This is a genomic window from Virgibacillus proomii, assembly GCF_900162615.1.
In the GTDB taxonomy this organism is placed as follows: Bacteria; Bacillota; Bacilli; order Bacillales; family Amphibacillaceae; genus Virgibacillus; species Virgibacillus proomii.
The window spans coordinates 976,431-1,000,997 of sequence record NZ_FUFN01000010.1; the positions used below are offsets into that span (position 1 = coordinate 976,431).

A 24,567-nucleotide genomic window follows, 5' to 3' on the forward strand; every position below is an offset into this window, starting at 1 on the left:
ATGGTTGTTATGAAACCATTAGAAGGAATAAAAGTTTTAGATTTTACGAGAGTATTAGCTGGTCCGTTCACGACAAAAATATTAGTCGATTTTGGTGCTGAGGTAATCAAAATAGAAAAAACGGGTTCAGGAGACGATACGCGTTCTTTCGGACCTTTCCAAAATGGAGTGAGTGGTTATTTTGTTTATTTAAATGCCGGTAAGAAGAGCGTTGAATTAAACTTAAAAGAAGAAATGTCCATTCAATTAATTAAGAACATGGTTAAAGATGTCGATGTTATCATTGAAAATTTTCGACCTGGTATCATGAAAAAGTTTGGGTTAGATTATGAATCGATAAGACAATTAAAACCCGATATTATTTATGCGTCTATTTCCGGATTCGGCCAAGAAGGGATTTGGAGTGAAAAACCTGCATATGATCTTATTGCTCAGGCTACAGGGGGAATAATGAGTATTAATGGTTACCATGACTTTCCACCAACCAGAGTGGGCGCCTCTTTAGGAGATACTAGTGCAGGGCTAAATGCTGCCATTGGGATTATTACTGCATTGTTCCATCGTGAGCGTACAGGAGAAGGGCAGTACGTCGATGTAGCGATGGTTGATTCGATTTATGCTCTACTCGAAAGTAATATTATGCGGTATACCGTCGAAGGAGCGATTCCGCAAAGAATTGGCAACAGGCATCCAATTAGTGCACCATTTGATGTTTATCAAACGAAAAATGGCTATTTAGCAATTGCTATTGCGAATGATTCGCTGTTTAAAAAATTTAGTCTAATCATAGACAGACAAGATATGTTATCTGATGAACGTTTTTATTCGGATCGTAACAGACAATTGAATCAAAAAGCGTTAAAAGTAGAAATAGAAAATTGGTTGTCTCCATATACGAAAGAAGAAGCGATGATGTTACTAGAAAAAGGTGGAATACCTTGTTCGGTTATCTATAACATCCAAGAAATCTCTGAGAGTGAATATATAAAAGAGAGGAATATGCTTGTAGATGTAGATCAAGCGGAGGGTGGTCGGTTTAAAATTCCTGGAAATCCTATTAAGCTTTCGAGCGTAGACAAAATAACAATAGATCCAGCGCCAAAACTTGGAGAACATACGGAAGACATGATAAAAAAATATAAGGAGACGATTCGATGAATTTTACATATACAGAGGAGCAGGTGAGTGTCCGCAACATGGTGAGAGATTATGCCAAAGATGTACTGGTGCCGCGAGCAAAGGAACTGGATGAAAAAAATGAATTCCCCATAGAACATGTGAAAACAATGGGGGAATTAGGGTTATTGGGCATAGCATATCCAGAAGAATACGGTGGCGTAGGAGCTGATTCCATAACTGAGGCAATTGCTGTTGAGGAGATAACCCGTGGATGTGCAGCTACAGGATCCATTTTGACTGCGCATTATTTAGGAATTGATGGTCTATTTTTAGCAGGGACTGCTGAACAAAAGAAGAAATTTTTATTTCCAGGATGCACAGGAGAAAAGCTGTTTGCTTTTGCTTTGACTGAACCGATTGGCGGAACGGATGTAGGATCGATGAAAACAACAGCAGTCAGGGAGGGCGATGAATATGTTTTAAATGGTATGAAGCATTTTATTACGAATGGCAGATATGCTGATTTTATTGTCGTTTATGCAAAGACGGATACTTCGAAAGGAAATAGAGGAATAAGTGCTTTTATCGTAGAAAATGGTGTAAAAGGGCTTTCTTTTGGAGCAGAGGATGACAAGATGGGGATAAGAGGAGCACGAACAGATGAATTGATCTTTGAAAATTGCCGTATTCCAAAAGCAAATCTAATAGGAAACGAGGGAGATGGGTTTAAGCTAGCCATGCAGGTTGTAGACAGGGGCAGAATTGGAATTGCGGCAATGGCAGTGGGACTGTCTCAAGCTGCTTTAGACGCTGCTGTTCAGTATGCAAAAGAAAGGCCTGTGTTTGGCAAACCAATTGCTGAATATCAAGGTTTGCAATGGATGATGGCAGAAATGAAGGCTGAGTTGGAAGTGTCACGTATGTATACGTATTATGCAGCTTCGTTAAAGGATAGGAGAGGAAGAATATCCGAAGAAGCAGCAATTGCTAAATTAATTACCTCTGAGGCGAGTCAAAGAATTGTGCACAAAGCGGTTCAGATTCATGGAGGATATGGATATATGAAGGAATTTCCAGTAGAGAGATTTTACCGTGATCAGCGAATTTTAGAAATATTTGAGGGAACATCGCAAATTCAAAAGATTGTTATAGCTAGCCACTTATTAAAATAAAAAGGATTAGTTTGCTTATATACGATATTTGCCGGATATCTAGAGTATTTATTTAAATATGAATACGAATAAAACCACTGTAAATTGTTGGATGCAGAAATAACTAGACAAATTCTTGTTGCAAGAGGCCTGACATTAGTTAAGTTAATTTGTCTATGTTTTGCCTTGAGTGAATAAATATATGAATCTTCTTATAGTATTTGTACTGCAATTATAAGAAATTCCTTTGATTTTTGGTATTAACATTTATTACGCATCTCAGTTAACGTAAGACGCCTGCTTCAAGAATACGAAGAGGTCCAAATGTGAGATAAGAAAACGGCACTAAATGCCCGATTCGTTCAAGGCCCTTTAGGTCATACCTTTAAGGTACTAACACTCCGTGTAAAAAAGCTTCCACGGAATGAAGTTTCACTTTATCCCGCATGTAAGGGTGCCGTAAGTCTCCCATATTAAGAGTCTGAGCTGGTAGGGGTTAGATGGAAGAAAACGGCACCAAAATGCCCGATTCGTTCAAGGGCCTTTAGGTCATACCATTAAGGTACTAACATTCCGTGTAAAAAAGCGTTCCACGGAATGAAGTTTCACTTTATCCCGCATGTAAGGGTGCCGTAAGTCTCCCATATTAAGAGTCTGAGCTGGTATAAAGGGTCAGGTGGAAGAAAACGGCACTAAATGCCCGATTCGTTCAAGGCCCTTTAGGTCATACCATTAAGGTACTAACATTCCGTGTAAAAAAGGGTTCCACGGAATGAAGTTTCACTTTATCCCGCATGTAAGGGTGCCGTAAGTCTCCCATATTAAGAGTCTGAGCTGGTATAAAGGGTCAGGTGGAAGAAACGGCACCTAAATGCCCGATTCGTTCAACTAACATTCCGTGTAAAAAAGCGTTCCACGGAATGAAGTTTCACTTTATTATGAGGGGAGTTTTTTTATGAAAACAAATCAAATGATCAAAGCACCAACAGGTACAAACTTAACCTGTAAAGGCTGGCAACAAGAAGCTGCCATGAGAATGCTGATGAATAATTTAGATCCGCAAGTTGCAGAAAATCCAAATGAATTAGTTGTGTATGGAGGAATTGGCAAAGCTGCAAGGAATTGGGAATCTTTTCATAAAATAATAGAGACATTAAAAAATTTAGAAAATGATGAGACGCTAATTGTACAATCAGGTAAGCCAGTAGCTGTTTTTAAAACACATGAACATGCGCCTCGTGTATTAATCGCAAATTCGAATATTGTTCCGGCATGGGCGAAGTGGGATCACTTTTACAAACTGGAAAGTGAAGGCTTAATGATGTATGGGCAGATGACAGCTGGAAGCTGGATATATATTGGCGCTCAAGGTATTTTGCAAGGAACCTACTTAAGTTTTGTAGAGGCAGGTAGGAAAGCATACGGCACTACGGATTTAGCTGGCCGGTTAATTTTAACTGGCGGAATGGGTGGCATGAGTGGAGCACAGCCGTTAGCAGGAAAAATGGCTGGCGCAGTAACGCTTGTAGTTGAGGTAGAACAAAAGCGAATTGAGCGAAAAATAACAGAAGGATATTGTGATTATTTAGCTACAGATTTGGATGAGGCATTGCAATTGGCTAGAGAATTTCAACATAAAAAAGAAGCAGTATCGATTGGGCTTGTTGGTAATTGTGCAGATATTTATCCAGCTATTTATCAAAAAGGGATAATTCCTGCTATCGTAACAGATCAGACAAGTGCTCATGACCCGTTAAATGGTTACGTTCCCAATGGAATGAGCTTTGAAGAGGCTCTTATATTGAGAAAAACAGACCCAAAAACTTATGAGGAAAAAGCGAAAGCGGCTATGGCTATTCATGTTCAAGCCATGCTCGATTTTCAAGCAGCTGGGGCGGAAGTTTTTGATTATGGTAACAATATTCGGGCTTATGCGAAAGAAATGGGCGTAGACAATGCCTTTGATTTTCCTGGCTTTGTACCAGCCTATATACGTCCATTATTTTGTGAAGGAAAGGGACCTTTCCGATGGGTAGCACTTTCTGGAGACCCGGAGGACATTTACCAAACAGACCGTTTAGTAACAGAGATGTTTGCAGCAGATGAATCTTTAGTTAATTGGATTGATATGGCGCAAAAAATGATCAAGTGGCAAGGACTCCCTGCGCGTATTTGCTGGTTAGGCTATGGTGACCGTCACCGTTTTGCGTTGGCAGTAAATAAACTTGTTGCTTCTGGAGTTATTAAGGCTCCAATTGTTTTCGGTCGAGATCATCTTGATTCAGGCTCTGTCGCTTCTCCAAATCGAGAAACGGAAGGGATGAAGGACGGCAGTGATGCTGTTTCGGATTGGCCGATATTAAATGCACTTGTCAATACAGCAGGAGGAGCAAGTTGGGTAAGTGTTCACCACGGAGGCGGTGTAGGAATGGGATATTCCCAGCATGCCGGACAAGTGGTTGTTGCTGATGGAACGAATGAAGCAGCAGAAAAAATAAATCGAGTTTTGATTACTGACCCTGGTATGGGAGTTGCACGTCATGTCGATGCCGGGTACGAAATTGCCGTAGAAACAGCAAAAAAGAAGGGGATTCATATTCCCATGATGGAATAGGATGTTAACTTGCTTGTTAATCATAGGCTTCTATAGTTCTGTTACATGAAATGTCCATTTGTGCAAGAATAAGGATGCATAAAAAAGATGAGGTTAAAGTTCAACACGGTATGCAGAAGGACGCCATTTGCTTTAGATAGTACATCATAATTAGAAATAAGGTGGTTTTATTATGTATACTCCAGCGAAAAAGCAATTATGGTCAGGGAGGATAGATCATGAAACGAACCCAGCTAATTTTCGATTTCATCAAGTTGTCCAACTAAAAAATATGGATGAATGGAAGGAATACAATGAGCTACAAAGGGAATTTTCTCTTATTGGTTTTGCTTCGGATGAGGGGGTTAGACGAAATAAGGGACGGCAAGGTGCAGCAAAAGCTCCAGATAAAATTCGCTCGATGTTAGCTAACTTACCTTACCACATGAATAATTTGGGATTCATAGATATTGGTAATGTAAATTGCATAAATCGGGATTTAGAAGCAGCACAAGTAGAACTCGGAAACTATATTGCCCAATTACTAAAAAAACATTGCGCTCCTGTCATTGTTGGAGGAGGTCATGAAACTTTATTTGGTCATTATTTAGGTGTACGTGAGTATATAAAGGAAGATGCTAAGTTAGGTATTATTAATATCGATGCTCATTTTGATTTGCGAGATGATGATCCTCCTTCTTCTGGTACGATGTTTAGACAAATTTTGGAACATGATAAGCAGGCAGGTTACTTATGTATAGGTATTCAGCCATGGGGAAATACAGCTGCACTTTTTCAAGACGCAGCCCAATATGGTTGTACGTATATTCTCGCTGAAAATGTAACAATGGATGACAAAACGTATCAAGTTATTGATTCATTTGCCAAGCAATATGATTATATGATGTTAACGATATGTATGGATGTGCTCGCCTCTTCTTCAGCACCAGGTGTTAGTGCTCCAAGCCCATTTGGATTGGAACCAAAAACAGTTCGTGATTTAATCCGTTTTATAACAGCCAAGCAGAATTTACTTAGCTTTGATATTTCTGAGGTAAACCCTGAATTTGACGAAAATGATAAGACAGTTAGGCTGGCCGCTTATTTAATTGCTGAAGTGATGCAGGGAATTAGTAAGCAATGGCTATGATTCATGCTAAAAATAAAGGAGCGTAAAAACATGACGAATATATTATTTATCAAACATGCAGCCCAGTTAATTACGATGCGTGGACATACAAAAAGACCGGCAAAAGGATCAGCTATGCGAGAGTTAAGTATTATGGAGGATGGTAGCATACTTTCGCATGATGGAAAAATAGTGGCTGTTGGAAAAACTGCAGAAATACAAAAAAACTATCCTGAACTGATTGAAAATGCAACCGAGATTGATGCAACTAATAAAATAGTAACACCTGGTTTAATTGATCCTCATACACATTTAGTACATGCAGGGACAAGAGAGAATGAATATGCCATGCGCTTAAATGGAAAAACGTATATGGATATTATGAATGCTGGAGGCGGCATTCATGCGACAACAAGAGCGACCCAAATGGCAGGATTTGCACAACTATATGAAGAATCAAGGCAAAGGCTGGATACATTTTTATTGCATGGGGTAACTACAATCGAAGCGAAAAGTGGTTATGGACTGACGACTGAGCATGAAATAAAACAATTAGAAGTAGCAAAAAAATTACATGAAGATCATGCAGTAGACATCGTGTCGACGTTTATGGGAGCACATGCAATCCCTGTATCGGACAAAGATGACCCTGAAGTTTTTATCGATAAGGTAATTCATGAAATGCTTCCTGAAGTAGCCAAGCGAAAACTTGCTAAATTTAACGATGTTTTTTGTGAACGAGGGGTCTTTACACCAGAGCAATCCAAACGTATTTTGGAAGCAGGCAAAAAACATGGACTGCTTCCTAAAATTCATGCTGATGAAATTGAGTCATATGGTGGGGCTGAAATTGCAGCTGAGGTTAATGCTATTTCTGCAGATCATCTGTTAAAGGCATCAGAGAAAGGAATCAAACAGATGGCAGATAAAGAGGTGATTGGTGTTTTACTTCCGGGAACTGCATTTTTCCTTATGGCTGAATATGCTCAAGCACGGAAAATGATCGATAATGGTGTTGCTGTTGCATTGTCAACCGATGCAAATCCAGGTTCGTCCCCGACGCTGTCATTACCATTTATTATGAATTTAGGCTGTTTAAACATGGGAATGACACCGGAAGAAGTCTTAATAGCTACAACGATAAATGCTGCGCATGCCATTGATTGCGCTCAAGAAGTTGGTAGTCTGGAAGTCGGGAAAAAAGCAGATATTACCATATTTAATGTTCCTAACTATTTAATTTTATCCTATCAATATGGTATGAATCATGTAGATACAGTGATTAAAAATGGTTGTGTAGTTGTAAAAAATAGACAACTAGTAGAGGAACAAAGCAAAAGTAAAGTCTAAAATAGATTGATGAAATAGAAAAGAGTTCGCAATGCTTCAAAAAACAAATATAAATTACGTATGATCGGGTATTGTTTTACTAAGAATAATGAAATTAGTCAAGCTGTATATATATGGTGTGATTGTATCCTGTAGTTCATTTGTAGATTGACGAAGATGCTTTCATATACGTATACTACAATTAGTTATTAGTTTATTAGAAAATGAATGCGGAGTAGGGGCTGAAACAATGACAAAAAGGCGGATAGGTAAGATCGCTATGTTATTTGCTATGCTTAACGAACAGGAGCGTGTAGCTTTCCCTAAACTATTTCAAGAGGTACAAATATGTGAGGGAAAGGTTGGGTCAATGGATATGCAAAAGGTTATTTCAGCTGTAGAAACTGCTGTAAAGCGCAGTGGGTTGATTAACGAAGAGATTTATCGAGAAACTCATGCACTTTATCACGCCATTTTGGAAGCGCTTGAAGGCGTGATGAGAGGACAGTGGGCAATTGGTGACATGATGCGTACAGTAGGGCTTCGCTTTGCTGTCATACGTGGAAACCCTTATTCTAATGAAGCAGAAGGTGAATGGTTAGCGGTTGCATTTTATGGAACAATTGGAGCTCCGATAAAGGGACTGGAACATGAAGCTATAGGTTTAGGCGTCAATCATATTTAAAACATTACCTATCGATATTAGTCAATAGGAGGTGATGATGGCTATTTTGCATGCCATTATTGCCTCCTTTTTATATGTTCAGGTAACAATATTAGTTTTTATATGCCGGTTATTTTTTACACTATGGAAAGTATAAAACTTTTAGGATTTATCCCGCATGTAAGGTGCCGTAAGTTTCCCACTTCAAGTCCTGAGTTCGTGCAAAGGGTCAAAGTGGGAGAAAACGGCACCTAAATGCCCGATTGGTTCAAGGGCCTTTAGGTCATACCTTTAAGGTACTAACATTCCGTGTAAAAAGCATTCCACGGAATGAAGTTTCACTTTATCGTATAAGAAAAACTACAGCTTTCGCTAAAGACTGGCGACAAGCCAAGTTTTTCTAAACGATAAATTACAATGGTAAGGGGGAGACTTATGGTTGAATTAACAGGAGCTTCTTTAACGATGCAACAAATTGCTAGAGTTTGTCTAAAAAAAGAAGGGCTAACTATTTCTCAACAAAGTATGAATCGTGTCAGAAAGAGCAGAGCCGCTGTAGAAGGAATTGTTTCAGATAAACAAACCATCTATGGAATAAATACAGGTTTTGGCAAGTTTAGTGATGTTATCATCAATAATGAAAATGTCGCAGAACTTCAGCTTCATCTTATTCGTTCACACGCATGTGGTGTAGGAGAGCCATTTTCGGAGTTGATCTCAAGAGCAATGCTGCTGTTACGGCTGAATACCCTTATTAAAGGGTATTCAGGTGTTCGTCCAGAACTTATAGAACTGTTATTGGAATTGATTAATAAACAGGTTCATCCTGTTATCCCTCAGCAAGGATCTTTAGGAGCATCAGGTGATTTAGCTCCATTAGCTCATTTAGCATTAGTAATGGTAGGGGAAGGAAAGGTGTTCGGGCCATCAGGGGAACATATAGATACAGAAAAAGTTTTCAACGAAAAGGGGATAAAGTCAATTGAATTACAAGCTAAGGAAGGGCTCGCTTTAATAAACGGAACACAGGCTATGGGTGCTGTAGGGGTTATCGGTTATTTAGAAGCAGAAAGGCTTGCCTATGACAGTGAATGGATTGCATCAATGACGATGGAGGGGCTTGAAGGAATTATTGATGCACTTCATCCTGCAGTTCATGAAGCAAGAGGATACCCACAGCAAATGGCTGTAGCAAAACGGATGATAGAATGGTTAGAAGGGAGTCAATTGGTTACACGTCAAGGAGAAAAACGGGTACAAGACGCATATGCGCTACGCTGTATCCCACAAGTACACGGAGCTATCTGGCAAGTGCTCGATTATGTTAAAGAAAAGTTAGAGATAGAGGCTAATGCAGCAACAGATAACCCGTTAATCTTGCAAGACGGAGATTTGATTATATCTAGTGGTAATTTTCATGGAGAGCCAATTGCTTTTGCAATGGATTTTTTGAAAATTGGAATGGCAGAACTTGCAAATATTTCGGAACGTAGAGTGGAAAGACTAGTAAATCCACAATTAAATGATTTACCCCCATTCTTAAGTCCGGAACCAGGGTTACAATCTGGTGCTATGATTATGCAATATGCAGCGGCATCCCTTGTATCAGAAAATAAGACACTCGCCCACCCCGCAAGTGTTGATTCTATACCTTCTTCCGGAAATCAGGAAGACCATGTAAGTATGGGTACCGTTGGTGCAAGACATGCACATTTGATTATCCAAAATACAAGGTATGTTCTAGCTATCGAATGTATATGTGCCCTACAGGCTGTGGAATATAGAGGGATAGATAAAATGTCACCAATGCTAAAAAAGAAATGGATGGAGTTCCGTGAAATCGTACCAAGTATTACAACAGATAGAGTCTTCTCAAAAGATATTCAACAAGTCTCAACGTATTTAAGTAACTATTAAATGCCCATTTAAATTTATTCGGTTGATCAATAAAAACGAATTAATCCATATGAAAACGTATTTCAAAAAGATCTATATTTCACTTGATGAAACTTGACAATTACAAAAGTAATTATTAGAATTGTCAGTAATTATACTAGGGGTTTAATATGTAAAACTGGTAAATTTAAATCGATAATCATATTATTGAAAACGCTCGCTATATAAGGCGCTTCGTTTCTTACACTATAAGAAAGTATAAAACTTAAGGCTTTTATAGTATAAGAGAAACGAAGCTTTCGCCATAAAGACTTGGCGACAAGCCTAGTTTTTCTAATCCCCAGTATAAGTTGATAGTAAGGGTCAGACCATAATACTAGTCGAAGGAGAACTTACTGACAGCAATGTTGGCAACATCTTTTTTTAGAGGAGGATGGGAAATCTCAATTCATTAACCTTATTGTCTTTGTGAAAACAGAATAGTTAAGAGTTGAGAAGGAGAGAAGTTTCTATTTATTTATCCCGCATGTAAGGTGCCGTAAGTTTCTCCCAATAAGAGTTAAAGGAACATGGAGAAGTGTGAGAAAACGGTACCTAAATGTCCGATCGGTTCAAGGGCCTTCAGGTCATACTTTTAAGGTACTAACATTCCGTGTTCCACGGACTGAAGTTTTACTTTATCTAACTTAATGTATAAAGGAGCATTGTAAATGTCAAATGAAGCTGTGCAAAAAATGAAAGAAACGATGCGTTTACCTGTAATTATGGCACCAATGTTTTTAATTTCTAATCCAAAAATGGTTACAGCAGCCTGTTCCTCTGGAATCATTGGAACATTCCCGGCATTAAATGCAAGAACAGGAGAAGTATTAGAAGAATGGATGGCACAAATCAATGCAGAGCTAGAGAAAATAAAAAGAGAAAATCCCAATAAGCAGCTTGCTCCATGGGGAATAAATTTTATTACTCATCGCTCTAACAAGCGCTATACGGAGGATTTAAAACTAATTGAAAAATATAAGCCGCCAATCGTCATTACATCTTTAGGCGATCCTAGTCCTGTGGTAAAGATAGCCCATGAATATGGCGGCATCGTATTTTCTGATGTTATTGATATTAAATTTGCTAAAAAAGCAATTGAAAAAGGAACAGACGGGTTAGTATTGGTGGCCAGTGGTGCTGGCGGACATGCAGGAATATTAAACCCGATTTCGTTTGTTCACGAAGTACGGTCTTTCTTTTCCGGACCACTTATTTTAGCTGGGGGTATGTCAAAAGGGGAGGATATTTTAGCAGCTGAAATCCTAGGGACGGATTTTGTTTATATGGGTACGAGATTTATCCCGTCCATGGAGAGTTCAGCCTCAAAAGAGTATAAACAGACGATTATTGATTCTTCTATTAAAGATATTATTTATACAGATGCTTTTAGCGGAATACATGCAAATTATTTAATTCCCAGTATTGTAAAAGCCGGGTTAGACCCAACAAACTTAGAGAAAAAGCAAGAAATTGATTTTAATAAATTAAATACAGAAGTGAAGGCTTGGAAGGATATTTGGGGAGCGGGACAAGGAATTGGACCTATTACTCATGTGCAATCAATAGAGGAGATCGTTGCTGAACTAGAGGAAGCGTATCAGCGTGCTCAGATGAAAATAGTAAAACAACAGCATGCTTTTTCAAATAATTAATATTGAACAAACAAAGGGGCAGATGGTATGCATTATCCACTTACACCAATAGATTGGAAACGTCGGGCAATGAAATATTATCCGAACAAAACGGCAGTTATCGATGAAGAAAAAACATTTACGTATAAGCAATTTGGAGAAAGAGTTGATCGACTATCAAGAGCATTAATGAAAGCAGGAATTAGAAAAGGGGATCATGTAGCAGTTATGCTTCCTAATACGCATTATATGCTGGAATGCTTTTATGGAATCTGTCAGATGGGCGCGGTAATGGTTCCAATGAATTATCGTATTTCATCAGCTGATATGGAATACATTATTAATCATAGTGATGCAAAACTACTAATTGTTGATGCGGCATTTACACCTTCCATTGAAGAGATTACTGCTAATTTAAATCTGGAGGAAATAGTTATTGTAGCGGTTCCGGGTTATGAAAGCAAGATTCAAGGAATTGATTATGAAAACTTTATCAAGCATGTCGAGCCTGCTCCATTTTCAATAATGGAAATAAATGAAAATCAGCTTATAACAATTAATTACACAAGTGGAACAACATCAAAACCTAAAGGCGTTATGCAAACACATCGCAGTAATTATTTAAATGCGGCAGATTTTATGTTTCATTTGCGTGTCCATCATGAAGATGTTTATCTACATACACTTCCATTGTTTCATGTAAATGGGTGGGGAGGTGTTTGGGCGATTACTGCTGTTGGTGGAGTTCATGTTTGTTTGCGGAAAGTAGATCCAAAAGTCATATTAAATTTATTTGAACGACATCATATTTCACTTTTATGTGGAGCACCAATAGTCATTAATATGCTAGTGAATGACCCGAAAGTAAATGAAACAAACATTAAGGTTAAATCCAGGATGGCGACTGCTGGATCACCTCCGTCAGCGGCAGTAATTCAAAAGGCTCAAGAGCTGCTGGGTCTGGATATTATCCATATTTATGGACTTACCGAAACCTCACCATTTATTCTTTATAATGAATGGAAATCGGATTTTGATCAACTATCACAGGAAGAACAAGCAACATTAAAAGCGAGACAAGGAATTGAACTTGCTTTTAATGGGGAAACAAAGGTTATTGGTCAGGATGGTCAAGAGGTAGCTTGGAATGGCGAAGAACTTGGGGAAATTGTAACTCGAGGTAATGTCGTAATGAAAGGATATTATAAAGATGAAGAGCAAACGAAAGCTGCAATGAAGGATGGGTGGTTCCACACAGGAGACTTAGCAGTTACTCATCCAGACGGCTATATTGAAATTCGTGATCGAGCAAAGGATATCATTATTTCCGGAGGAGAAAACATATCTTCAACAGAAATAGAAGGGGTGTTATATAAACATTCGGCAGTTTTGGAGACGGCTGTTATAGCAATTCCCGATGATAGATGGGGGGAGGTACCGTTAGCGATTATTGTTTTAAAGCCGGAAAGTACGGTAACAGAATCGGAAATTATAGCGTTCTGCCGGGCGAATATGGCGCATTTTAAAGCGCCAAAGGCAGTTAAATTTGTTGGGGAACTTCCGAAGACTGCTACAGGGAAATTGCAAAAGTTTCGTTTAAGGAAGATGTATTGGGATAGTGAAAAACGTGTTAACTAATGTTTAGAAGGTATCATAAATGAATGATTTTTAAAGTTGCTAAGCCTTCCGTTCATGCTAATGGGAGGCTTATTTTCTTAGTCGCTAAAATGATTTAATCTAGAAAAGAAATCCAGTAAAAATTGATGAAATATTTCTTCGGTGGGTAATAGCTTACGATGTGTAGGTGTGATTACTCCAACAGTGCGAGTGATGGTATTGTCTGACAGTGGTACGTTTACAGTGGAACGGGGAACATTATCGATCACTGTAACTTCCGGCATCAAGGCAATCCCCAGTCCAGCTGAAACTAATCCTTTTAGTGCATCTGTATCATCTCCTTCAAAACCAACCTTCGGAGTAAATCCATGTGAAGCACAGGCTTTTTCTACAATCTCTCTTAACACAAACCCCTCTGGAAGCATGATAAACGGATCATCCTTTAATTCCCTAAGCCCAATAGAAGGCTTGTTAGCTAGTGGATGATGAAGCGGTAAAAGTGCTACCATATTTTCCGTGAATAGAATTTTTCGTCTAAATTTTTCGTCTGCCTTAGGTAATGGACCTAATAATGCCAAATTGAAATCGCCATTAATTACTCCTTGGATTAAATCTGGATAGAGTGCTTGTTTTAATTGAAATTTTGCTTCAGGATAATAAATACGGAATGCGTGAATGGCAGTGGGCATCGTGTGGGAAGCCAGACTGATAGGATATGCAATTCGAATCGTTCCCTTTTTCGGATCTAAGTATTCTTCCACTTCTCTTGTTGCGTCATCAATAACGTTCATTGCTTGCTTCATTCGTTCAAAGAAGATTTTTCCTATCGGTGTTAATTTAACCCTTCTGCTTTCTCGGATAAATAAATCAGCACCTAATTCATTTTCTAAATTGGCAATTTGTCTACTAACAGAGGATTGGGCAACATGCAGTGCATTTGCGGCCTCTGTAACGTGTTCTCTTGTAGCAACTTCCATAAAATAACGTATTTGGCGAATCTCCATTTTCCCCTCTCCTTTCCTAATCATGCGTTTAACGCATTAATTCTATCGTTTCTTTATATTGATTCGATACTTTGTTTAATTATAAAATATTCTTTAATAGGAAATCCACTAAATTTTAATTGTTCGCTAAATATTTTCATTATTTAAATGACACAAAAGGGATGACGAAAAATGAAAACTGTTGAAAAAATGGAGTTTAGCTATCTGCAACAGGCAAAGGATTATGTAGATGAAGTATATGAAATGGTTAAGAAGCGTAATCCTGATCAGGTAGAGTTTCAACAAGCAGTAAAAGAAGTGTTTGATTCTCTTATACCTGTTTTAGCCAAGCATCCAAATTATATGCAACAAGCAATTCTTGAACGCATGGTAGAGCCGGAAAGAACGATTACATTTCGTGTTCCTTGGGTGGATGATAAAGGAAAGGTACGGGTAAATCGTGGCTATCGTGTGCAGTTTAGTAGTGCACTTGGCCCATATAAAGGTGGTATAAGATTCCATCCAACTGTAAATGAGAGCATTATTAAATTTTTGGGCTTTGAGCAAACATTTAAGAATTCCTTAACCGGTCAACCAATTGGCGGAGCAAAAGGTGGAGCGGATTTTGACCCAAAAGGGAAATCGGAAATGGAAATTATGCGCTTTACGCAGAGTTTCATGACAGAACTTAGCAAACATATTGGTCCAGACCTAGATGTGCCAGCTGGTGATATCGGTGTTGGTGCTAAGGAAATAGGCTATATGTTTGGTCAGTATAAAAAGTTGCGTGGAGCCTATGAAGCAGGAGTCTTAACAGGAAAAGGAATTGGATATGGCGGCAGCTTAGCTCGTAAAGAAGCAACAGGCTATGGAACTGCTTATTTTATGGATGCCATGTTCAAAGACAACGGATTAAGCTTAGATGGCTGTAAAGTGATTGTATCAGGTTCAGGAAATGTATCGATTTATGCAATGGAAAAAATGGTGGAATTAGGCGCGAATGTTATTGCCTGCAGTGACTCGGACGGATATATCTATGATGAAAATGGTATCTATTTGGAGACTGTTAAACGTTTAAAAGAAGAAGAACAAGGGAGAATTAGAGAATACATCAAAGAGCACCCTCATGCTATGTTTAAAGAAGGCTGCTCCGGCATCTGGGAAATACCATGTGATATTGCATTACCTTGCGCTACTCAGAACGAAATAGATGACAGTGCAGCAAGGCTCCTTGTTGCGAATGGTGTTAAGGCTGTTGGTGAAGGTGCAAACATGCCTACAACTCTAGAAGCTATTGAGATTTTCTTGGAAAATAATATTTTATTTGCTCCGGCAAAGGCCGTAAACGCTGGAGGAGTAGCTGTCTCTGCTTTAGAGATGGCACAAAATAGCGCGCGTTTAGCTTGGTCCTTTGAAGAGGTAGATAGTAAGCTGTATGAGATTATGAATAATATCTACACTACTTCTACCAAAGCAGCAGAAGATTATGGTCAACCTGGAAATCTAGTACTTGGTGCAAATATCGCTGGATTTATAAAAGTCGCAGATGCGATGATTGCTCAGGGCATTATTTAAGCTTGAGATTTTTTATCCCGCATTAAGGTGCCGTAAGTTTCTCACTTCAAGTCCTGAGTTCGTGCAAAGAGTCAAAGCGGGAGAAAACGGCACCTAAATGGCCCGATTGGTTCAAGGGCCTTTTAGGTCATACCCTTGTGGTACTAACATTTCTTTGGAAAAAGCATTCCAAGAAATGAAGTTTCACTTTATTGAATGATTATGGTTATTTTTGGTAAATAAATAATTTAGTGTAAACAAGGATCTCTTAAAAGGTCCTTGTTTATTTATACTATCGAGAAATTATATCCATTCTCACAATGGGATACTTTTTTTCGAAAGTAGCTTTGTCTTTTAGCTTAAGCTTCTCAAGTTGTAGCAAACTTCAATCTTCTTTCTACGATAATTTAACATCATCTCGAATCTAAAGGAAGGCCGACTAAAAGCAGATTTGCCGCTTTTAGTCGGCATACCCCTATTGCAGAGGCATGTTTCCTTTATCCCGGATGCTAGGTAATTGCATTGCTAAAATGCTCTATTGATTAAACTAGTATTTCGTGGAAGAACATGTTAGAAAAAAGTTCCACGTATGTCATTTTGCTATTTTATTTTTTTCAGATTATATTATGATATTCATTAAAATATAAAAAAGGGGACGGATTGCATGGACAAATTATTTAGTCAGTTGGATGCTGTTTATAATGAAATGGTAGAAATTCGTCGTTATCTTCACCAGTATCCGGAACTATCATTCCAAGAAACAAAGACAGCTGCCTATATTGCAGATTATCATACTGCATTGGGTCATAAAGTCAAAACAAATGTTGGTGGAAATGGAGTTTTAGCTTATTTAAAAGGAGAAAGACCAGGTCCGACGATTGCTTTACGGGCAGACTTTGATGCTTTACCAATTCAGGAAAAAACGGATGTCCCATACAAATCAAAAAATGATGGTGTTATGCACGCATGTGGTCATGATGGACATACAGCCACATTGTTAGGACTTGCTAAAGTATTAAATGGAATGCAGGAGGAATTAGTAGGAACGATTGTTTTTCTGCATCAGCATGCTGAAGAACTTCCACCTGGAGGCGCTATTTCCATGATTGAAGCTGGTTGCTTAGATGGTGTCGATGTTATCTTTGGAACACATTTACAGGCACAATTACCACTTGGAACAATTGTTTACCGAACCGGAGCTTTGCAAGCTGCAGCAGATCGATTTGATATTATGATTAAAGGTGCTGGGGGGCATGGGGCTGCTCCACATCATACAATAGATAGCATTGTGGTTGGTAGCCAACTGATTAATAGCCTTCAGCAAATTGTTAGTAGAAAAGTAGATCCGCTTGATGCAGCAGTCGTTTCTGTTTGTAATTTTATTGCTAAGAATCCATATAATGTTATTGCTGATACTGCTCAATTAACAGGAACGGTACGAACATTGAATGAAGGAACACGTAATTCCATTGAAGAAGAAATGGAACGTATTGTTAAAGGGACATGTGAAGCTTCTGGGGCTGAATATGAATTTACGTATTCTAGAGGTTATCCTACGCTCGTTAATCACCAAAGGGAAACGGAATTTGTTGCAAATGTTGCTAAGCAAGTCCCTGGTATAAAAGAAGTTATGGAAACGCCTCCAGTAATGGGTGGGGAGGATTATGCTTATTACTTACAACATGTAAAGGGGACATTTTTCTTTACTGGTGGAAAGAACCCTAGCCTAGACAAGGCATTTCCACATCACCACCCTAAATTTGATTTCGATGAACGTGCATTGTTACATGCTGCCAAAGTATTGGGAGCCGCGACATTAAAATACATGCAACAATATTCATAGCTGGAAGTTTGATAGGATCTTGAATGAGGCTTTTATCGAGTCCTTTAAGGAGGCAAGCGAGTACGAGTCATTTATTTTTTTAAAAGGTAGCTTCGTCTTGCCTAGATTAAATCGTTCGTGCTACTAGCAAACTTCAATCTTCTTCCAGTGTAAGTCAACATTGGCTCGAATCTAAAGGAAGGCGACTAAAAGCGGGCTTGCTGCTAAGACGTGGGCATACCCCAGGGGCATGTTTTCTTTATCCCGAATGGAAGGAGCCGTACTCCTCTCATTTGAAATCTTTGCTTATTATTTTGGATCTTGATGAGAGAAGCGGCTCCTAAATTCCCGATTCGTTCAGGTCGACAGGACAAGGGAAGCTTCCTGAATAAGCATTACGGTTTTCTAAGGATGCCTGCAAACTTAGCCTTTGATCTTCTATTTTAAGAGAAAAGTACTCCCTTAAATGAAGGTTCACGTTATCTCTCGTCAGAAAATCTCCGGTTTACGTCACGAACCTAGCACTTCTAACTCTCGTTTATCCTGCTAACTTATACAAGCAGGTGTGCTTTTAACATCTCTACATCGTTTTTAGTAAAACCGATTGCCTCTTTAACATACTGATCTACAGAACCAAATTGTGATTTGATTTCATCAAAAAATGCTTGTAAATATTCACGACGAGCTTCTAACATAGCTTGGATTAAAGCCTTGTCTGCCTGAATTTTTTCAACTTGCAGGTTGGTTTTCAATGCATCTATGAATTGATTGGTGAATAAATAGTCTTGAAAAATAAGTTTTTCCGGTACATCTAACATATGAAGAGTTAATGCGGCAGTAACGCCAGTTCGATCTTTTCCAGCCATACAGTGGAAAAGAATTGGGGCTTGCGGATTTTCTAGTAATGTTGTTAAGATACTTTTATAGACGGGGACATTTTTGGTTACCTTTCGATAAAGTTGAATTAAAACTTGTCCAGGATCTTCTTCTTGTTGAAAGGAGAAGTCGGCTAAATCTTTTGGACTACGAATTGCATCTCTATCAATTTCAATTAATGGCAAATGCCTGTTTGTTACTTCTGGTATTTTAGGAGTTGGATGTTTTTTAGCCTCATCCGAACCGCGAAGATCAAAGATTGTCCGTATTCCAATTTTTTTTAAGGTTATTATATCATTTTGAGTTAAATTCTGTAAGTTCCCAGAGCGAAATAATATACCACTTTTGACTTTTCGCCCTGATTTCGTTTCGTATCCCCCTAAGTCACGAAAGTTAAAACTTCCTTCTAAATCGATCGTTTGTACCAACTGTCTCTGATTCATTTTTTCTCCCTGCCTTTTACTTATTTTTGAGAATAGATATCTGTTTTTATCTCGAATCTAAGGTTCCATAAGTCTTCCACTTGGGGTATAGAGAATAGATCGTTCTTGTCTAAAAACCGATATCTGCTTCTACTTGGAGAATATCTTTTTGAGTAGTTTCGTCTAGCTTATCCTCTCAAGCGTTTGAGTCTTCATTCTACTTTTTATTAGTAAAACCCTCATTGAATGAAGTTCCCCTTTAACGTTCTTGGATATTTTCTATCTGTATTGTCCGTATGATTATGGTAAAAGTCAAGTGAATAATAAAAAGTCCAGCATCAGCTGATGATTTTGGAGTTTGCTGGTTTGTTAAGATGTCATGAAACAGTTAAGTCAACATGCGAAAACTGTAATGTCCAGGTTCTAAGTAAACATCTTCATAAATGGCGCTTCTGAAAACGCGGTAATAAATAGTAAATGTAAAATGAATGTTTACCTATTTAGGTACAACGAAGCAGTCTCCTGTATGAAGTTCTTGGAGACTCTCTAACTAGGAAAACCATATCCGTTTTTGATTTTTCATATCATTGATTTCTTGTTTACTTTTATTTTTAGTTTTTGTTTTACTATTTCCATGATTACCCTTTCGTTTTTAAACTTCCCAATACTTTAAAAAGATGTACAAATCGCGAGGCTGTTTGCGAACAAATAATAATAATGCTATAATTCAGAAAAATACTCTTTGTTTCCATTATTGAAACGGCATAGCAAATAGTAACCTAGTTTTTAATTAGTGCATCACTTACGAGGCATTCTAATGGAGTGATTAACCAAAAATGAAAAGGGTTACATAAAATGCAAATATGTGTTGGAGTCGACCAATGCTTTATTTGTAGTCCAAAAAATTATCAAACGTATTGCTGATTTAAATGTGTAACTGATGATTTACATTGACTTGAGCTTCTTCGTTTTTTGAGCTGCACTTATATGGCTGACTTAATGTGATAATGGAGGGGTATGGAGTGGAGAAAACAAATTATACTGTTGCTACATGGATGAATAAAAGCCCAATTACTATTCAACCATCAATGCGGATAAAAGATGCTTTAACTATTCTCTGTCAGTATAAAAAGAATGAACTTCCCGTTGTAGAAGAAGGACGTGTACATGGAATTTTACGTATTTATGATGTGATCGCCAGCCTTGATAAGACTTCCGGGGATAATTCCATTACCGCCATGATGAAAAGTGATTATACAACCGTTTTTGCTGATTATGTAATGGAGGATATTACTCATCTCCCCGTGTATATTGTTGACAGGCAAAGTGGAAAAATGATAGGTGAACTTTCAGAAGTAGAAATGCTAACTTTTCAAAAGTGGATCATGCAAGAATTAAATGATAAAAGCGAGGCTAGTCAATGGTATGAGCTGACATTTGATACTGCATATGAGGGATTAACGGTAGTAAATGAAAAAGGTGTTATCCAACTTTTTAATCAAGCGTATAGTCGCTATGTTGGTGTACCTAAAGAAGAGGCAGTTGGTCGATTAGCAGAAGAAGTAATTGAAAACACCAGATTACCAGTCGTGTTAAAGACAGGAGTTCCTGAACGTAGCCAAGCACATCGTCTTCAAGGTCAAAATTTGGTTGTCCATCGTATTCCTATTTGGAAGGATAATAAAGTAATTGGTGCAGCAGGAATTCTTGTCTATGAAGGTACTTCAGAAATATACCAAGCAATGAAGCGAATGGAAAAATTAGATGGTAAACACATATTAGACAGCAAGGTTACTTTACCAGATATAGAAGAAAACCAAATCCATTTTGAGGATATTTTAGGGGAAAGTCCTACAATTTCTCAGGCCAAAAAGATTGCCCGAAAGGCAGCTGACTCTAATGCGACCGTCCTTATAACTGGAGAAAGTGGTGTAGGAAAGGAACAATTTGCAAAAGCAATTCATTATGGAGGAATGACAAAAGCAGGACCATTTATCAGTGTAAATTGTGCAGCTATTCCAGATGGATTGATGGAATCTGAACTATTTGGATATACGAAAGGATCGTTTACAGGAGCTGATAAGGAGGGTAAGCCAGGGAAGTTTGAACTGGCACATAATGGAACTATTTTTCTAGATGAGATTGGTGATATGCCTTTAAATATGCAGGCAAAAATATTGCGGGTTTTACAAGATAAGAAAATAGTAAGAATTGGTGGAAATAAGTCCATATCCGTTAATTTTCGACTGATCAGTGCGACGAATAAAGATTTAAAGCAGCTGGTACGTAATGGAGATTTTCGGGAAGATCTATATTATCGGTTATACGTGATCCCTATTCATATCCCGCCACTTCGCGAGCGAAAGGAAGACCTACCTATTCTGATTGCTCATAAGCTCGAATCATTAGCTAAGATTTATGGAATGAAAGAGAAAACGATAGATCAAAAACTGTTAAAACTTATGAGAAATCATCATTGGTCGGGAAATATTCGCGAACTTATGAACGTGTTGGAACGCTTGTTTGTTTTAACAGATAGTGATCATATCTCTCTGAGGGACTTGCCAGATTTGGTGCAAGTTTCGGCTTATCAGGATACTGCGGATGTAAAACTAAATCATATAAAAAGAAAGAAGCAGCTGATGGATGAAGTCTCTAAGGAAGAAGAGGAAATTATTGAGCAAACGTTGAGACAGGTAAACGGAAATAAGTCACAAGCTGCTAGATTATTAGGTGTCTCTCGATCCACCCTTTACAATAAACTATCGCGGTATAAAAACAAAAAGGCTTAGAAGTTAAGCAAAAATATTTTAAATAGCCGGTGCATTAGAGGAAAGGGAAGATGCAAAATGAATACATCAATTAAAAAGCCGAATGTGAAACATGCAATGCTATAGCTAAGATTTGTACTTTAGGCTGGAAACAAATAGTACAAGGAAAGTTGAATGAAGAGTATCAATATAAGAATATTGTCTATTGATATAATAAAGAATAGGTTTCTTCCGACATATAATTAGGAAAGTATTTCTATATAGTATTACATAATTCACAGGTTATCGGAGTCATTGGCGGTGGATTTACAGAAGATAAAAAAGCGTAAATATTCGTTCTTTATCCCGCATGTAAGGTACCGTAAGTTTCCCACTTCAAGATCTGAGTTCGTTCAAAGGGCTAAGTGGAAGAAAACGGCACCTAAATGCCCGATTCGTTCAACTAACATTCAGTAGGAGATGGAAGAAAAATCCTACTGAATGAAGTTTCACTTTATGTAGATGAAAAATGCCGATATAAAGGAATTGGAAGCAGACTGCTGTGGGCGCTTACTACATAGCAATCATCAGGCGGCGCAGATGAACAATGGGTTTCGTACAAGAGGGCAATCAGTGGGAAATCCGTTCTTTAAAGCCAGAGGATTTAAGCATCGATTCAAGCAAACTAGGATAACCGACACAAATGAAAAACAGGTATATTTACATTATTGTCGGCAGACTTCATAATGCGTATCTAAACTTTATTCCTTTGTTTTTCTTCGCTAGAAATGCAAGTTGGTAAAAGGTTTTTCTTATATTCGATAGGGGATTTTGTTCCACATGTAACTAGCAGGAAGACTTCCTCCATGCTACGAGGTGAACCATAGGAAGGGTAAGTGGAAGATTCAACTGCAAGTCAAATGTCCGATTCTGTTCATTCTAACAAGTAGAGGGGATAAAAAGAATCATAAAGTGAATGTCAATCAGTGGATAATCGCGCCGTAATGAAAAGAACAGAAAACTGATTAGTTAAGTCACTTGCTACTTTGTAAATTGTCAATCTTCAATTGGCTAATACTTGTTTAACTGTATGGACAATTAAACAAATTCTTTCTTGCGTTTAATAGATAGTAATTCCAAATTTCAGGAGTGAAAAAACAGAAAGAGATGGATAAATTTCCTTTATCCATTTTCCTTGAGAATCAAAGGAGACCTCATGAATGAAGTGAACTAGCATGGTCTTTCACATCTATTTTGTGCAATATTAAATAGTTGGTATGATTTTTGCAATGTCATTTGTATTAAGGGGGGATAGATATGAAAAGGTTGGATAAGCGTAATAAAAGCTTTATTTTTCCTAGTAAGCAACACTTATTACAAATGGATTATTCTAATGAATTTCGTGAGGAAGAACAGCTCATTGCAAAAACGATTGAAAAATTTGTAGAAGAGCAAGTAAATCCCAACTTGGATAAGCTAGAAGCCTATGATTATGAAGTAGCGAAGGAATTATTCCGTTCCACTGGTGATCTTGGACTTTTAGGTGCTGATGTTCCGGAAGCTTATGGTGGGTTGGAAATGGGAAAACGAACTGCAGGACTTATTGCAGAAAAAATGGGGTACGGAAGTTCATTTAGTGTTTCTTTTAATATTCATACGGGAGTAGGGACATTACCTTTTGTTTATTTTGGAACAGAACAGCAAAAAAAGCGTTATCTACCGAAGTTGACTACTGGTGAATGGGTAGGTGCCTATGCGCTAACGGAACCAAATGCAGGTTCTGATGCACTTCATGCAAAAACAACTGCCAAAAAAACAAATGGCAAATGGGTATTAAACGGTGAGAAACAATGGATAACAAATGCACATATCGCAAGTGTATATGTTGTTTTTGCTAATACAACAGAAGGGATAACTACTTTTATTGTAGAAAGGGATCAACCTGGTGTTTCAATAGGACCAGAAGAAAAGAAACTAGGAATTAAAGGTTCGTCAACAGCAACGCTTATTTTAGAAGATGTTGAACTTACGGAGGAAGACATATTAGGGGAAATTGGGAAAGGTCATCGAATCGCACTAAATATACTTAATTTGGCACGTCTAAAGCTTGCTTTTGCTAATATCGGAACATCTAAGCAATCTCTGGCCATTGCTGTTCAATATGGAAAGGAGCGCAAACAATTTAATCAGGAAATTGTTCAATTTGGTATGATTCAAGAGAAACTGGCAAATATGGCTGTAGCAATTTATGGAGCAGAAAGTACTGCTTATTATACTGCCAGCATCCTAGATGGCATTAACGTAGAATCGCCATCACAGATTGTTCAAGTACTGGCTAATTATGCGATGGATTGTTCTATTAATAAAGTAAAGGCGTCAGAGACATTGGACTATTGCATTGATGAGGCTGTTCAAATTCATGGTGGCTATGGTTATATGCAAGAATATGAGGTTGAACGCATATACCGTGATTCTAGAATTAACCGAATTTTTGAGGGAACAAATGAAATTAACCGTTTGACAATTACAAAATCATTTTTAAAACAATATGTAAACGCACCTGAGCTTATAGGACAATCAGAAAAGATCAATAACGTATTTATTCGCTATTCACATCAGCTATTAAACTCCATTATGAATGCGCTTACGAAACGATTTGATTTAACAAAACTAAATCAATTTTATTTACATGGGCTTGCCAATATCCTTGAAGAGCTTTATGTCATAAAAGCTGGAGAGATTGCCGTAAATGCAGATAAGCAGCCATTAACCGTTAAGTTATTTGATGTTTTATGTGAAGAAGGCTATATGCGAATAGAAAATCAAGCGATTGTTTTGCTTTCATCGATTTATGGGTTAGAGAATAGTTCTAAGCAAGAGATGATTCAAGGGATTCGCTCTTTACCAGTGATGTATTCTAATTTATTTGAAAAAAAGCAGGAAATAGCAACTGAAATCATTGCGAAAAGTGGTTATTTTCAATGATATG

The 24,567-nt window shown here is 37.9% G+C and carries 15 protein-coding genes; 13 read left to right on the plus strand and 2 right to left on the minus strand.

All coding sequences use genetic code 11. From position 1 onward, the window contains the following. The first annotated feature begins 9 nt into the window (after positions 1-9). The 9 genes from BN1066_RS12335 (at position 10) to BN1066_RS12375 (ending at position 13,192) form a co-directional block, all read left to right on the plus strand. A complete protein-coding gene (locus tag BN1066_RS12335; protein WP_245799778.1) occupies positions 10-1,158 on the plus strand; it encodes a CaiB/BaiF CoA transferase family protein in 1,149 nt (382 codons plus the stop codon). After that, complete coding sequence (locus BN1066_RS12340; protein ID WP_077319793.1) at positions 1,155-2,291, plus strand: acyl-CoA dehydrogenase family protein; 1,137 nt, start codon at positions 1,155-1,157, stop codon at positions 2,289-2,291. Before BN1066_RS12335 ends, BN1066_RS12340 begins: the two co-directional genes overlap by 4 nt. A 934-nt stretch (positions 2,292-3,225) precedes the next feature. Then, entirely contained in the window at positions 3,226-4,884 is a 1,659-nt protein-coding gene (gene hutU / locus BN1066_RS12345) for a urocanate hydratase (protein ID WP_077319794.1), read from the plus strand. Between the two features lie 172 nt (positions 4,885-5,056). Further along, a complete protein-coding gene (gene hutG, locus BN1066_RS12350; protein WP_077319795.1) occupies positions 5,057-6,013 on the plus strand; it encodes a formimidoylglutamase in 957 nt (318 codons plus the stop codon). A 30-nt stretch (positions 6,014-6,043) separates the two neighbouring features. Next, positions 6,044-7,342 carry an imidazolonepropionase gene (gene hutI, locus BN1066_RS12355; RefSeq protein WP_077319796.1) on the plus strand — a complete coding sequence of 433 codons (1,299 nt, stop codon included), beginning with the start codon at positions 6,044-6,046 and terminating at the stop codon, positions 7,340-7,342. A gap of 229 nt (positions 7,343-7,571) precedes the next feature. Continuing rightward, the gene (gene hutP, locus BN1066_RS12360; protein WP_077319797.1) at positions 7,572-8,006 is read left to right on the plus strand and encodes a histidine utilization transcription antiterminator HutP; all 435 of its coding nucleotides are present in this window, start codon (positions 7,572-7,574) and stop codon (positions 8,004-8,006) included. 414 nt (positions 8,007-8,420) lie between these two features. After that, positions 8,421-9,902 (plus strand): histidine ammonia-lyase, encoded by a 1,482-nt coding sequence (gene hutH / locus BN1066_RS12365; RefSeq protein ID WP_077319798.1) that lies wholly within the window; start codon positions 8,421-8,423, stop codon positions 9,900-9,902. Between the two features lie 689 nt (positions 9,903-10,591). Continuing rightward, positions 10,592-11,575, plus strand: coding sequence for an NAD(P)H-dependent flavin oxidoreductase (locus BN1066_RS12370; RefSeq protein WP_077319799.1), 984 nt, complete (start codon positions 10,592-10,594; stop codon positions 11,573-11,575). 27 nt (positions 11,576-11,602) lie between these two features. After that, on the plus strand, positions 11,603-13,192 hold the full coding sequence (locus BN1066_RS12375) for a long-chain-fatty-acid--CoA ligase (protein WP_077319800.1): 1,590 nt from the start codon (positions 11,603-11,605) through the stop codon (positions 13,190-13,192). Positions 13,193-13,269: 77 nt separating this feature from the next. On the opposite strand, the gene gltC is transcribed toward BN1066_RS12375, so the two are convergent. Next, a complete protein-coding gene (gene gltC, locus BN1066_RS12380; protein ID WP_077319801.1) occupies positions 13,270-14,175 on the minus strand; it encodes a glutamate biosynthesis transcriptional regulator GltC in 906 nt (301 codons plus the stop codon). 171 nt (positions 14,176-14,346) lie between these two features. On the opposite strand from gltC, the gene gdhA reads away from it, so the two are divergent. Continuing rightward, the gene (gene gdhA, locus BN1066_RS12385; RefSeq protein WP_077319802.1) at positions 14,347-15,729 is read left to right on the plus strand and encodes an NADP-specific glutamate dehydrogenase; all 1,383 of its coding nucleotides are present in this window, start codon (positions 14,347-14,349) and stop codon (positions 15,727-15,729) included. A 643-nt stretch (positions 15,730-16,372) separates the two neighbouring features. Beyond that, complete coding sequence (locus BN1066_RS12390; protein ID WP_077319803.1) at positions 16,373-17,551, plus strand: M20 family metallopeptidase; 1,179 nt, start codon at positions 16,373-16,375, stop codon at positions 17,549-17,551. A gap of 530 nt (positions 17,552-18,081) precedes the next feature. Here the strand turns inward: BN1066_RS12390 and BN1066_RS12395 are convergent. Further along, the gene (locus tag BN1066_RS12395; RefSeq protein ID WP_077319804.1) at positions 18,082-18,849 is read right to left on the minus strand and encodes a tyrosine-protein phosphatase; all 768 of its coding nucleotides are present in this window, start codon (positions 18,847-18,849) and stop codon (positions 18,082-18,084) included. Positions 18,850-19,850: 1,001 nt separating this feature from the next. Between BN1066_RS12395 and BN1066_RS12400 the strand changes: the two genes are divergently transcribed. Both BN1066_RS12400 and BN1066_RS12405 read left to right on the plus strand, forming a co-directional pair. Beyond that, positions 19,851-21,620, plus strand: a complete 1,770-nt coding sequence (locus tag BN1066_RS12400; protein WP_245799779.1) for a sigma 54-interacting transcriptional regulator — start codon at positions 19,851-19,853, stop codon at positions 21,618-21,620. Positions 21,621-22,895: 1,275 nt separating this feature from the next. After that, positions 22,896-24,563 carry an acyl-CoA dehydrogenase family protein gene (locus tag BN1066_RS12405; protein WP_077319805.1) on the plus strand — a complete coding sequence of 556 codons (1,668 nt, stop codon included), beginning with the start codon at positions 22,896-22,898 and terminating at the stop codon, positions 24,561-24,563. Positions 24,564-24,567: the final 4 nt, after the last annotated feature.